The organism is Chromobacterium sp. Ag138, from assembly GCF_055181315.1.
In genome coordinates, this window is record NZ_JBUPWA010000001.1 from 1,348,975 (window position 1) to 1,362,172 (window position 13,198).

The following is a 13,198-nucleotide window of genomic DNA, read 5'->3' on the forward strand; positions in this document are numbered from 1 at the left end:
GTCCCAGTGTGGCGGATCATCCTCTCAGACCCGCTACTGATCGTCGCCTTGGTGAGCTCTTACCTCACCAACTAGCTAATCAGACGTCGGCTGCTCGTATAACGTGAGGCCTTACGGTCCCCCACTTTCCCCCTCAGGGCGTATGCGGTATTAATCCGGCTTTCGCCGAGCTATCCCCCATTACACGGTACATTCCGACGCATTACTCACCCGTTCGCCACTCGTCAGCGGTGCAAGCACCCTGTTACCGTTCGACTTGCATGTGTAAAGCATGCCGCCAGCGTTCAATCTGAGCCAGGATCAAACTCTTCAGTTCAATCTCAAGCAAATTTTCTGGCACGCAAGTTCAAAGAAATAAACAAGTATCTCTTGTCTCTTGCAGTGCAAGTGTTCGGCTTTCGCCAAGCACTTACACCTATCGGTTATTCGTTCTGTTAAAGAGCAGTGCCATCCGCTGCGTCGTCATCACCGGAACCGTTTCGTTTCCGCTGTTTCGTTCGCTGCGTCAGCTGAGGAGGCGAACTATACGCCCGGGCCCCACCTCCGTCAACACCTTTTGCGAGAAAAATCAGGAAAATTCATCCTCAAACCAGCCAACCGCAGGCAAGCCGCTGATCTGGCAGAGGATATGAACAAGGGGTATTTGAACCTGTCTGTAAAAAAGCGGATGCCCGCCCATCTGCCACCGCGCCGCGCATCCAAAAACAAACAGGCCGGCGGTGTCGCCGGCCTGTTTCCATGCCATTCTGCTTTATAGATGATCAAGCAATTGCAATGGATGATCGATATCGATATCCGCGCCCCATTGCTCCGGCTTGTCCTGCTCGGAGAAGTAGCCCCAGTTGACCAGCACCGTCTTCATCCCGACGTTGCGGCCAGCCTGGATGTCGCGCTCGGCATCCCCGACATACATGCAATGTTCGGGCGCGATGCCGATCTGGCCAGTCGCATGCAGCATCGGTTTGGGGTCGGGCTTGGCCGCACCTACGGTATCGCCGCTGACAATCACCGCCGGCGGAATGATGAAAGGCAGCCACGGCACCAGGCGATCGGTGAAACGCATCGACTTGTTGGTGATGATGCCCCAAGCCAAGCCGCGCTGGTCCAGCTCGGTGATCAGCTCATTGACGCCATCGAACAGCGTGGTCTCGCCGGCGAGGTTGGCGTCATACAGATCCATGAAACGCAACCGCAGCGCCTCCATCCGGTCGGCATCGAGATCGGCGCCGAAACCGAGCTGAACCAAACCGCGCGCGCCGTGGCTGGCGACGGGCCGGATCAGCTCGTAAGACAGAGGCTCGCGCCCCTCCTCCGCCAACAGGCGGTTCAACGCCGCGCCCAAATCGCGGGCGGTGTCGGCCAGCGTGCCGTCCAAATCGAACAATACTGCCTTGATCATGATTGCTGCTTCACCGGATTGGGAATGAGGCCGACATTGCACCATCAACGGATAGTCTTGCCAAGGAACAATCGATACGCCGGATTTTCGGTTTCCTCTATATAAGGATATCCGAGCGTATCGAGAAATTGCTGGAAGGCCTGGGCATCGCCCGACGGCACCTGGATGCCGACCAGCACTCGGCCATAATCGGCGCCGTGGTTGCGATAGTGGAACAGGCTGATGTTCCAGTCGGTGCGCATCGCCTCCAGGAAACGCATCAGCGCGCCGGGACGATCCGGAAATTCGAAGCGCAGCACCCGCTCGTCCTTCAGCTGCGGCGCATGACCGCCGACCAAGTGGCGGATATGCAGCTTGGCCAGCTCGTTGTCTGTCAGATCGATGCCGTCCAGATCGGCCTCGCGCAAATCGCCGAGCAATCTTTCCACATCGTCCTTGCCTGCGATCTGCACGCCGACAAAGACGTGGGCGACGCTGGGATCGGCGAAGCGGTAGTTGAACTCGGTGATGTTGCGGCCACCGATCACCGAACAGAAGCGCTTGAAGCTGCCCGGCTTCTCCGGAATGGTGACGGCGATGATGGCCTCGCGCCGCTCGCCAAGCTCGGAGCGCTCCGATACATGGCGCAGCCGGTCGAAATTCATATTGGCGCCGCAGGAGATCGCCACCAGCGACTGCCCCTCGCAGCCCTCGCGCTCGATGTAGGCCTTGACCCCGGCTACCGCCAGCGCGCCGGCCGGCTCGACGATGGAGCGGGTGTCCTCGAAAATGTCCTTTATCGCCGCACAGATGGCGTCGGAATCCACCAGGATGATCTCGTCCAGCAACTCGCGGCAGATGCGGAAGGTTTCCTCACCCACCAGCTTGACCGCCACGCCATCTGCGAACAGACCCACGTCTTTCAACTCGACCCGCTCGCCCTTCTCTATGGACTGGCGCATCGCATCGGAATCCACCGGCTGCACGCCGATGATCTTGATCTCCGGCTTCAGCCGCTTGATGAAGCTGGCCACGCCGGCCGCCAGGCCGCCGCCGCCGATGGCGACGAACACCGCATTCAGGTCATCCGGGTGCTGGCGCAGGATTTCCATGCCCACCGTCCCCTGGCCGGCGATCACGTCCGGATCGTCGAATGGAGGGATATAGGCGCGGCCGCTCTCTTCGGCCAGTTTCACCGCATGCTGGAAGGCCTCGTTGAACGAATCGCCGGACAACACCACCTGGCCGCCGCGCTGCTTCACCGCGTCTATCTTGATCTGCGGCGTGGTCACCGGCATCACGATCACCGCCTCGCAACCCAGCTTGCTGGCCGACAGCGCCACACCCTGGGCGTGATTGCCGGCGCTGGCGGTGATCACCCCGCGAGCGCGCTGCTCGGGCGTCAACTTGGCCATCTTGTTGTAAGCGCCGCGCAGCTTGAACGAGAACACCGGCTGCAGATCCTCGCGCTTGAGCAGGATGTTGTTGCGGTAACGGCGCGACAGATTGGGCGCCAGCTCCAGCGGCGTCTCCACCGCCACGTCGTACACCCGCGAGGTGAGGATGCGTTCCAGATAGTCTTGCTTGTTGCTCATGGCAATGCCTTGTCCCTGATAGTTTCTTGTATTTGAACTGTCAGAGTATCAGGAACTCCAAACCAGCGGGAGGTCTGTCCGGCAGAATTTGCTGCAATGCAATATGCAACATGTCGGGCAGGCTTTTTCCGGCTGCGCAGGTAGCCCGAATGTGTATAATCAACGGCTACTGTTTGTTACCTCTAGCAAGCCCCCTCCAGAAAATGAAAAAACTCACCTCTGCCCTGGTAGCCGCCGCGCTGGCGCTGCCCTCGTTTGGCTTTGCCAACGCCGCATTCGTGCCGCCAACGCCGGAAATCGCCGGCAAGGCCTACTACCTGCTCGACTACAACAGCCAGCAGGTGCTCGCCGCCCGCGATCCGGACGCCCGCGTCGAACCCGCCTCGCTGACCAAGCTGATGACCGCCTACCTGACCTTCAAGGCGCTGAAGGAAAAGCGCCTGTCGCTGGAGCAGACGCTGACCGTATCGCAGCGCGGCTGGAAGACCGAAGGCTCGCGGATGTTCCTGGACCCGAAAGTTCCGGCCAAGGTGGACGACCTGATCAAGGGCATGATCGTCCAGTCCGGCAACGACGCCTGCGTGACGCTGGCCGAAGCCATCGCCGGCAGCGAAGACGTGTTCGGCCAGCTGATGACTCAGCAGGCGCAAAAGCTCGGCATGAAGAACACCCAGTTCAAGAACGCCACCGGCCTGCCGCATGAAGGCCATTACACCACGGTGCACGATCTGGGCATCCTGGCCGCCGCGCTGATCCGCGACTATCCCGAGTTCTACCCGATCTACTCGATGAAGTCGTTCACCTACAACAACATCAAGCAGCCGAACCGCAACCTGCTGCTGTACCGCGACCCCAACGTCGACGGCATGAAGACCGGCTACACCGACAGCGCCGGCTACAATATGGTCACTTCCAGCCACCGCGACGGCCGCCGCGTGATCTCCGTCGTCGTCGGCACCGCCAGCCCGGAAGCCCGCGCGGTGGAAAGCTCCAAACTGCTGAACTACGGCTTGCAATTCTTCGACACGCCCAAACTTTATGCTGCGAATACCCGCGTCTCGGACGTTTCCGTGTACAAGGGCAGCGAAAAGGCGGTTTCGGTCGGCTTCAGCGGCGATGTGTTCGCCACCGTCGCCAAGGGCCAGGCCGCCAAGCTGAAGGCCGACATGACCACCATGCAGCCGCTGATCGCGCCGATCAAGGCCGGCCAGGTGGTGGGCAAGCTGACAGTCACCCTCGATGGAAAGCCGCTGCTGGAGCGCCCGGTGGTAGCATTGAAAGCCGTGGAAGAAGGCGGCTTCTTCAGCCGCTTGTGGGACAGCCTGAAGCTGATGCTCGGCTGGAAGTAAGCCGGGGTATAATAGTATTCAGTAGTACGCAGCGCCGCGGCTTGTCCGCGGCCTGCCATTTTGTAATCGCATCAGAGTAGCCAGACATGTCCGACGAAAAACAGGAACTGATGGAATTCCCCTGTCGCTTTCCGCTCAAGATCATGGGCGAGCGGCATGATGAATTCGTCGCCACCATCACCGAAGTGGTTCGCGTCAACGCCCCCGACCTCGCCGAGGTCGACGTGGTGCTGCGCGAAAGCTCCGGCGGGCGCTTCTATGCGCTGACCGTCACCGTCACCGCCACCTCGCGCCAGCAGCTCGACAATATCTATCTGTCGCTGACCGGCCACCCAATGGTAAAGATGGTCCTCTAAAAACACCGGGAGTTCAGGTGCCTCGCATCATCAAACATCTGGGCCGGGTCGATTACGAGCCGACCTGGCGCGCCATGCAGGCCTTCACCGACAGCCGCGCCGCCGAGACCCGCGACGAGCTGTGGGTGGTGGAGCATCCGCCGGTCTTCACCCAGGGCCTGGCCGGCAAGCCGGAACATCTGCTGCAGCAGAACGACGTCCCGGTGGTGAAGACCGACCGCGGCGGCCAGATCACCTATCACGGCCCCGGCCAGCTGGTGGTCTACCTGCTGGTGGACTTCAAGCGCATGCGCGTCGGCGTCCGGGACCTGGTGCGCCACATCGAGCAGGCCATCATCGACATGCTGGCCGAACAGGGCATCGCCGCCAATGGCGACGTGGACGCGCCCGGCGTCTACGTGGACGGCGCCAAGATCGCATCGCTGGGCCTGCGCATCAAGAACGGCGCCACCTACCACGGCCTGAGCCTGAACGTGGACATGGACCTGACCCCGTTTAGCTGGATCAACCCTTGCGGCTACGCCAACCTCAAGGTGACCCAAATGAAGAATCTGGGCGTGAACCTCACGGTCGCCGAAGCCGCCGACAAGCTGCTGCCGCACCTGGAACGCCACCTGAGCATAAGCAAGGAGACCGCATGAAGCCGGACAACCAGGCCGGGGTGAAGCACAAGGGCGCGGCCAAAACCGCCCGCATCCCGATCAAGATCGTGCCGCTGGACGAAAAGCTGAAAAAGCCGGAATGGATCCGCGCCAAGCTGCCCAACGGCCAGCGCTTCCACGAGATCAAGCAGATCCTGCGCGAGCAGAAGCTGCACACCGTCTGTGAAGAAGCCACTTGCCCGAACATCGGCGAGTGCTTCAGCAAGGGCACCGCCACCTTCATGATCATGGGCGACATCTGCACCCGCCGCTGCCCGTTCTGCGACGTGGGCCACGGCCGTCCCAATCCGCTGGACCCGAACGAGCCCAAGCACCTGGCCGAGAGCGTGGCGGCGATGCGGCTGAAGTACGTGGTGGTCACCTCGGTGGACCGCGACGACCTGCGCGACGGCGGCGCCCAGCACTTCGCCGACTGCATCGGCGCAGTGCGCGCCATGTCGCCGAACACCCAGATCGAAACGCTGGTGCCGGATTTCCGCGGCCGCCTGGACATCGCCGTCGACATCCTGACCCAGACGCCGCCAGACGTGATGAACCACAACCTGGAAACCGTGCCGCGCCTGTACAAGCAAGCCCGCCCGGGCGCCGACTACGCGCACTCGCTGCAGCTCCTCAAGGACTACAAGGCGAAGAATCCCGGCGTCCGCACCAAGTCCGGCCTGATGGTGGGCCTGGGCGAGACCGATGAGGAAATCCTGGAAGTGATGCGCGACATGCGCGCCCACAACGTGGACATGCTGACCATCGGCCAATACTTGCAGCCATCCGACGGCCACCTGCCGGTGCTGCGCTATGTGCATCCGGACGTATTCAAGATGTTCGAGGAAAAAGCCTACGAAATGGGCTTCGTCCACGCCGCCGTCGGCGCGATGGTCCGCTCCAGCTACCACGCGGACGAGCAGGCGCACGAAGCGGGCGTGTAAGCCCTAAAATCCCCCCTCAAGCGGCATCCAGGATCAAAATCCGGATGCCGTTTTTCTATTCCCACTCCGTGCTTGCCATTCCCGAGAGCGGATATCTTTACCGAATTAGACAAATCCGCCACGCCGATTCGATCAAATAACAATCGGGTTTGATTTAATAACGAATTTCGCTTATAGTTGGCTTGTTATTAATTTTGCAAAGGCAAACCGTGGACAACGACGGTTCTAGTCGATCTTCGATCGCAGTATAAGCCTTGCAGGATTTCAGCAGACCGAACACCCTTCCTCTGCCGCATCCTGCAAGCAGGATGTGGCGTCCAGATCCGGCAACAAGCCGGCTCCCAAGCCGCAATACGACGCACAACGCTTCATGACGGATATTGCCCGGTCTTAGCCGGCCACGCTGTCAAATCAAGCTCGCGTCGCGGCGGCCAACGCCCCCATCGACAGATCACGCGTCAGACGGATTGTTTGCGCATGCTTTCGTTTTGCAAAGGAGATTCCATGCCGGAAGAGCCAGAACCGCGAGCGAATGCGTCGCATGCCTGCCGGACAGGCTGACCTTCCCTCGGGTGGGATTAAGCAAGCCAGCAGCTGCGCGATATTCGCTCGTTCAATATCGGAGTACATCCACGATTACGGTTTATTCAACCGGAAGGGGATGTTTATTACCTATTGAAATAATAATGGGGGACTCAATATGCACGCCCTGAAATTGACCCAGCTGCTGAAATACTTCACCCGCAATAATCAAGCCGCCGCATCCGCCGATTTCCGTCTGAATATCGTTTGCGACAAAGACGTGATCACCACGCTGCGCAAACGCCTGTTTTGGGAAATGCACGACCTGGGCCTGCGCGCCTCTCAGGTCACCATCGCGCCGGAAGGCTCCGATAGCCACTGCAAGCTGTCGGTGGTGCTGAACTGCCCGCTGCAGCAGCGCCAGATTCTGGACGACATGGCGCTGCGTCTGAGCCAGCTGCCGGAAATCCACCGCGTTCACTGGGGCCGCCGCGCGCACGCCGCCCGTCCGCAGACGCGCGGGCTGTTCGGCCACGGCCGCGCCAGAATCGCCTGACATCCACAGACTCTTCCACTACGCCACCCTAAGCGAGGAACACGCCGACATGCCCGAAGAGCCCGAGCCGCAAACAGCAAGCCTTCGCCGCCGGTAATCCCCTGTCGTAAGCATCGGGGAATGCCGTCGCGGCACGACCCGATCCGTTTCGCGTCCCCAAGCGGGACGCGGACATCCATCGCCGCGCGCGATGGCCGGCCCGTCCGGCCCCGCGCGGCCAGGAGCTTACGATGCAGAATCCTTTCCTGAATCCGCGCCAGCAACAGCGCTACCAATTGTCGATCGCCTGCCCGGCCATGTCGCTGGGCGCCGCCCGCCGCGAACTGCGCGGCCAGGCGCTGAAACACGGCCTGCGCATCCTGCAATGGCGGGAGCAGCCGCAAGCCCCGGCCCGCGGCGCCATCCTGGCCGCCGCGCCCTGGCTGATCAGCGCGGACTTTCGTTCCGACTCCACCGCCTGCATGCATTTCCTGCAAGGCATCGCCCAGCGTCTGACCACGCTGCCGCTGACGCAGGTGAAGCTGGAATGCCTGTCGCTGCCGCCCACCGCCAACCGCGCGCTGGCCTGACGCCGTCTTCCGAAATCATGCGCCGCGCCTTCCCGGCCGGCGCCCAAGCAGCACAGGAGACGGCATGACATAGCGCCCCCACCACCTTTTGAGATGCCACCCGCTGGGGCGTTCGCGCAGAGCCCCCCAACGGGCGGCAATGTTCTCTCGCTTTTCGAGCTGACACATTGTCGGCGCTGATGCATGAGAGCCTGCTCACGATCCTTTCCGACATCGGCCGTTTCACGGCGTTCGGAGAGCGGGATCGCGGGCACGCTCGAACGGCAGGGCTGGTCGTGCCCGCAGCGCCAGGAGATTTACCATGACCAAGAACCTCACCCCCCGCAAACGGAACCGGGGCTTCATCGCCGCTCCGGGCAAAACCGGCGACCAAATCGCTTTCCGCCTGGCCCACGAAGCCTTGCTGCCTCAAGAAGAAACCTTCAAGCGGCTGCGCAGCCAGCCGGAAGGCCTGACCTCCGCCGAAGCCGCTCAGCGGCTGGAGCAATACGGCCGCAACGAAGTGGCCCATGACAAGCCGCCGCATGCGCTGATCCAGCTGCTGCTGGCATTCAAGAACCCGTTCGTGATGGTGCTGATCGCGCTGGCCGCGATCAGCTACGTGATGGATATCGCGATGGCGGCGCCTGACGATCAGGACTGGACCAAGGTCATCATTCTGGCCAGCATGATCGGCGTCAGCGGCCTGCTGCGCTTCTGGCAGGAGTACCGTTCGGCCAAGGCGGCGGAAAAACTGAAATCTCTGGTGCGCAACACCGCCACCGTGCAGCGCCGCCCCACTTCGCCGACCGTGCCCCTGCGCATGGAAGTGCCGATGACCGAACTGGTGGTCGGCGACATCGTCCACTTGCAGGCCGGCGACATGGTGCCCGCCGACGTGCGGCTGCTGGAGTCCCGCGACCTGTTCATCAGCCAGGCGGTGCTGACCGGCGAGGCGTTGCCGGTGGAGAAGTACGACACCCTGGGCGCGGTGGCCGCCAAATCCGCCGACGGCCAGACTGACGGCGACGCCGGTTTGCTTGACCTGTCCAACGCCTGCTTCATGGGCACCAATGTGGTGTCCGGCACCGCCCGCGCGGTGGTGGTGGCCACCGGCACCGATACCTATTTCGGCTCGCTCGCGCGCAACGTGGTCAGCCACAAGCGCATCGAGACCAGCTTCGACAAGGGCGTCAACAGCGTGTCCTGGCTGCTGATCCGCTTCATGCTGGTGATGGTGCCCATCGTCTTCATGATCAACGGCGTCACCAAGGGCGACTGGATGTCCGCCCTCACCTTCGCGCTGGCGGTGGCCGTGGGCCTGACCCCGGAAATGCTGCCGATGATCGTCTCCGCCAACCTGGCCAAGGGCGCGGTGGCGATGGCGCGGCGCAAGGTGGTGGTGAAGCGGCTGAACTCGGTGCAGAACTTCGGCGCGATGGACGTGCTGTGCACCGACAAGACCGGCACCCTGACCCAGGACAAGATCATCCTGGAGCACCATTACGACGTCTACGGCGACAAGGACGAAACCACGCTGCAGCTGGCCTGGCTCAACAGCTTCCACCAGAGCGGCATGAAAAATCTGATGGACATCGCCATCGTCGAGCGCGCCGATGAGCTGGGCGAACGCGTCAAGCTGCGCCATTACAGCAAGGTGGACGAGCTGCCGTTCGACTTCGAGCGCCGCCGGCTGTCGGTGATCCTGCAGGAGCAGAATGGCCAGCAGCTGATGGTGTCCAAGGGCGCGGTGGAAGAGATGCTGGCCGTCTGCAGCCACATCCAGGACGGCGACGAAGTGCGCGTACTGAACGCGGAAGAACGCGCCCGCCTGCTGCGCCTGAGCCAGGAGTTCAACGCCGAAGGCTACCGCGTGCTGGTGGTGGCCACCCGCCACATCCCATCCAACGAGCGCAAGAACGCTTACCAGACCGCCGACGAAAAGGGTCTGGTGGCGCGCGGCTTCCTGACCTTCCTCGATCCGCCTAAGGATTCAGCCGCGCCGGCGATCAAGGCGCTGAACGAATACGGCGTCGCGGTCAAAGTGCTGACCGGCGACAATCCCATCGTCACCGCCAAGGTCTGCCGCGACGTCGGCCTCAATCCGGGCAAACCGCTGCTAGGCCCGGAAATCGAGGCGATGGACGACGTGGCGCTGTGCGCCGCGGTCAAGCGCACCACCATTTTCGCCAAGCTGACCCCGCTGCAGAAATCGCGGGTAGTGAAGGCGCTGCAGGCCAATGGCCACACCGTGGGCTTCCTCGGCGACGGCATCAACGACGCGCCGGCGCTGCGCGACGCCGACGTCGGCATCTCGGTGGACAGCGGCGCCGACATCGCCAAGGAAACCGCCGACATCATCCTGCTGGAAAAGAGCCTGATGGTGCTGGAAGAAGGCGTGATCAAGGGCCGCGAAACCTTCGGCAACATCCTCAAGTACCTGAACATGACCGCCAGCTCCAACTTCGGCAACGTGTTCTCGGTGCTGGTGGCCTCGGCCTGGCTGCCATGGGAGCCGATGCTGGCGATGCAGCTGCTGCTGCAAAACCTGATCTACGACCTGTCGCAGATGTTCCTGCCCTGGGACAAGATGGACCCGGACTTCCTGAAGAAGCCGCGCAAATGGGAGGCCGGCAACATCAAGCGCTTCATGCTGTGGCTGGGCCCGACGTCCTCGGTGTTCGACATCACCACCTACATCCTGCTGTGGACGGTGTTCGGCGCCGGCGCGGCCTACCACATGCACGGCGGCGACGGCGGCCAGCTGATCATGAACACCGGCTGGTTCATGGAAGGCCTGATCTCGCAGACGCTGGTGGTGCACATGCTGCGCACGCGCAAGATTCCGTTCCTGCAGAGCACGGCGTCGCTGCCGGTGATGCTGTCCACCACGGCTGCCATCGCCATCGCCTGCTACCTGCCGTTCTCGCCGATCGCGTCCTCGCTGGGTTTCATCCAGCTCGACACCAGCTACTTCTGGTGGCTGCTGCTGACCATGGCCGGCTACCTGGCCCTGACGCAGACGGTGAAGACCATCTACATCAAGCGCTACGGCCAGTGGTTCTGATTGCCTGAACTCGCGAGCAAACCTAAGCATCCGCAAGCCGGTCGAACGACCGGCTTTTTTTCATGCAAACAACTCGCCTTTAGTTTAGGAATCATTCCGCATCCAGCGATTTCCACTCATACCTGCACTTTCAGACAGGTCGTATTCGTACTTAACCTCCTCTAGTCCCTGGAGAAGATCGCAAGGAAAATCGCGGACTTGATCCCGCCCCGCAGACCCGCCATCAAGATGTGGAAATAAATCCGACAAGCTCCCTTTCATATCCTTCGTTTTCCCGCTGGATTACCACTCACGGTGTCGGTCCGAATTTTCCAAGGGGAGAACAAGCATGAGCGTGGACGAAGCAGGCGGACAAAAGCGCTGGGCGCGCGATTACGTATTCGACATCCTGAGCCAACTGGGCATACACCGGATTTTCGGCGTGCCCGGCACCAACGAGATTCCCATCATCGACGGCACCTCCTACCCGGAAAACCAGGTGGAGTACATCGAGTGCCTGCACGAGAACATCGCCATCGGCGCGGCGATGGGTTCGGCGCGGATGACCGGCAAGCCCGGGGTGCTGGTGGTCCACGTCACGCCCGGCATCGCCCACGCCATCGGCAATCTGTTCAACGCCTGGCGCTCGCAGGCCCCGCTGGTGATCCTGTGCTGCCAGCAGCAGAACGAGCTGGTCACCCAGGAGCCGCTCCTGGCATCCAATCTGGTGGATCTGGCCCGCCAATACACCAAGTGGGCGCACGAGGTTCGCACCGAGCAGGAATTCCCGATGGTGCTGCAACGGGCGTTCAAGGAGGCGATGGCGCCGCCCAACGGCCCGGTCTTCGTCGCCATTCCATGGGAATTCACCATGCGCCGCATCGGCGACGACGACCGCATCAAGGGCGTGACGAAGATCTCGCCCCACTTCACCGCGGACCGCCAGGCCATCGAGCAGGCGGCGCAGCTGCTGCGCGAGGCCAAGAACCCCATCATCGTCACCGGAGACGCCGCCGGCTACGCCGAAGCCTGGCTGGAGCTGCAGCGGATGGCGGAGCTGCTGGGCGCGCCGGTGCTGCAGCAAACCTTCAGCAGCCTGGCCAACTTCCCCAACAACGATTACCACTGGCAAGGCGAGCTGCCCGGCAGCCAGTCCGGCGTGCAGCAGGTGTTCGCCGGCCATGACGTCGCTTTCCTGTGCGGCTTCAGCAACCAGGCGCAGATCACGGTCTACAAGTACAGCGACGGTCCGCTGATCCCGCCAAATGTCACTCAGGTCTACCTCAGCAACCACACCTGGGACATCGGCAAGAACTACTACGGCGAGGCGGCGCTGTTCGGCGACCTGAAAGCCACGCTGCCGCTGATAAACCAGTTGATCGGCGACCAGCCCTCCCCGGCGGCGGCCGCCCGCAACGCCAAGCTGAAAGAGCTGGCCGCCCAGCGCAAGGTCGCCTGGGACGCCTATCTGCGCGAAGCGATGCACCAGAACGAGATCTGGGCGGTGGTGATCGCCGATGCCCTGCGCAAGGAAATCGGCGAGCGCCAGCTGGAGAAGCAGTTCGTTTACGCGCACGAGGCGGTGTCCGATCCGGCCCCGTTCCAGTATCTGCTGCCGTTCACCGACCAGGCGGCGGCGCCGATCAGCTATTACTGCGTCGGCGGCGGTTCGCTGGGCTGGTCGATGCCGGCCACGCTGGGCATCAAGCTGGAGCCGGGCAGCTGCCAGGGCATAGATACCCGCTTCGTGGTCGCCGCCACCGGCGACGGCTCCTCGCTGTTCTACCCGCAAACCTGGTGGACCGCGCAGCACCGCCAGCTGGGCGTGCTCTACATCATCACCAACAACCACGAGTACCACACGCTGCAGATGGGCCTGCAACAGGTGGAGAAAACATACGGCGAAGCGCCCGGCTACGAATGGACAGCCAAGACGCAAGACCCGGAATACCTGCGCATCCACCGGCCCAAGCCGGACTTCGTCACCCTGGCCAAGGCCTTCGGCGGCATGGAGGGCGAGATTGTCCGCCATCCGGAAGACGTGCGCGCGGCGGTCAGGCGCGGCATTGACCACGCGCTGAGCGGCCACGCCTACGTGCTGGACATGCACACCGTCGGTCTGGAGCAAACCCCGCCGACGCCGGAAGAAGCCAATGCCCGCTACGAAAAGCAGCCCCGCCTGGACTGCTTCCACTTCGGCGCGGACCTGCTGCGGCGCAACGACGATGCCGGCCTGCCGGGCAATGTGCCGGTGATCTTCTGA

11 protein-coding genes and 1 other annotated feature are annotated in these 13,198 nt (G+C 62.3%); of the genes, 8 read left to right on the forward strand and 3 right to left on the reverse strand.

Annotation, left to right across the window (positions count from 1 at the left end; all coding sequences use genetic code 11):
* Positions 1 to 258 (reverse strand) — a sequence feature (16S ribosomal RNA rRNA prediction is too short).
* A gap of 310 nt (positions 259 to 568) precedes the next feature.
* Genes ACY3GB_RS05915 through ilvA form a run of 3 tightly spaced genes read right to left on the reverse strand, consistent with a single transcriptional unit; the run spans position 569 to position 2,973 of the window.
* Entirely contained in the window at positions 569 to 745 is a 177-nt protein-coding gene (locus ACY3GB_RS05915) for a hypothetical protein (RefSeq protein ID WP_463087933.1), read from the reverse strand.
* 6 nt (positions 746 to 751) lie between these two features.
* The gene (locus tag ACY3GB_RS05920) at positions 752 to 1,399 is read right to left on the reverse strand and encodes an HAD family hydrolase (RefSeq protein ID WP_463087934.1); all 648 of its coding nucleotides are present in this window, start codon (positions 1,397 to 1,399) and stop codon (positions 752 to 754) included.
* Between the two features lie 44 nt (positions 1,400 to 1,443).
* Positions 1,444 to 2,973, reverse strand: coding sequence for a threonine ammonia-lyase, biosynthetic (gene ilvA, locus ACY3GB_RS05925; protein WP_463087935.1), 1,530 nt, complete (start codon positions 2,971 to 2,973; stop codon positions 1,444 to 1,446).
* A 203-nt stretch (positions 2,974 to 3,176) separates the two neighbouring features.
* Between ilvA and ACY3GB_RS05930 the strand changes: the two genes are divergently transcribed.
* The 8 genes from ACY3GB_RS05930 to ACY3GB_RS05965 all read left to right on the forward strand — a co-directional run bounded on the left by ACY3GB_RS05930 (position 3,177) and on the right by ACY3GB_RS05965 (position 13,198).
* Entirely contained in the window at positions 3,177 to 4,322 is a 1,146-nt protein-coding gene (locus ACY3GB_RS05930) for a D-alanyl-D-alanine carboxypeptidase family protein (protein WP_463087936.1), read from the forward strand.
* Positions 4,323 to 4,408: 86 nt separating this feature from the next.
* Positions 4,409 to 4,678, forward strand: coding sequence for a YbeD family protein (locus ACY3GB_RS05935; protein WP_463087937.1), 270 nt, complete (start codon positions 4,409 to 4,411; stop codon positions 4,676 to 4,678).
* A gap of 17 nt (positions 4,679 to 4,695) precedes the next feature.
* Entirely contained in the window at positions 4,696 to 5,319 is a 624-nt protein-coding gene (gene lipB, locus ACY3GB_RS05940) for a lipoyl(octanoyl) transferase LipB (RefSeq protein WP_021477524.1), read from the forward strand.
* Complete coding sequence (gene lipA / locus ACY3GB_RS05945; RefSeq protein ID WP_463087938.1) at positions 5,316 to 6,263, forward strand: lipoyl synthase; 948 nt, start codon at positions 5,316 to 5,318, stop codon at positions 6,261 to 6,263. Before lipB ends, lipA begins: the two co-directional genes overlap by 4 nt.
* Positions 6,264 to 6,963: 700 nt before the next feature.
* On the forward strand, positions 6,964 to 7,341 hold the full coding sequence (locus ACY3GB_RS05950) for a hypothetical protein (protein ID WP_463087939.1): 378 nt from the start codon (positions 6,964 to 6,966) through the stop codon (positions 7,339 to 7,341).
* A 230-nt stretch (positions 7,342 to 7,571) separates the two neighbouring features.
* A complete protein-coding gene (locus ACY3GB_RS05955) occupies positions 7,572 to 7,910 on the forward strand; it encodes a hypothetical protein (protein WP_463087940.1) in 339 nt (112 codons plus the stop codon).
* 301 nt (positions 7,911 to 8,211) lie between these two features.
* Positions 8,212 to 10,956, forward strand: a complete 2,745-nt coding sequence (mgtA, locus tag ACY3GB_RS05960; protein WP_463087941.1) for a magnesium-translocating P-type ATPase — start codon at positions 8,212 to 8,214, stop codon at positions 10,954 to 10,956.
* Positions 10,957 to 11,284: 328 nt separating this feature from the next.
* Positions 11,285 to 13,198 (forward strand): thiamine pyrophosphate-binding protein, encoded by a 1,914-nt coding sequence (locus tag ACY3GB_RS05965; protein WP_463087942.1) that lies wholly within the window; start codon positions 11,285 to 11,287, stop codon positions 13,196 to 13,198.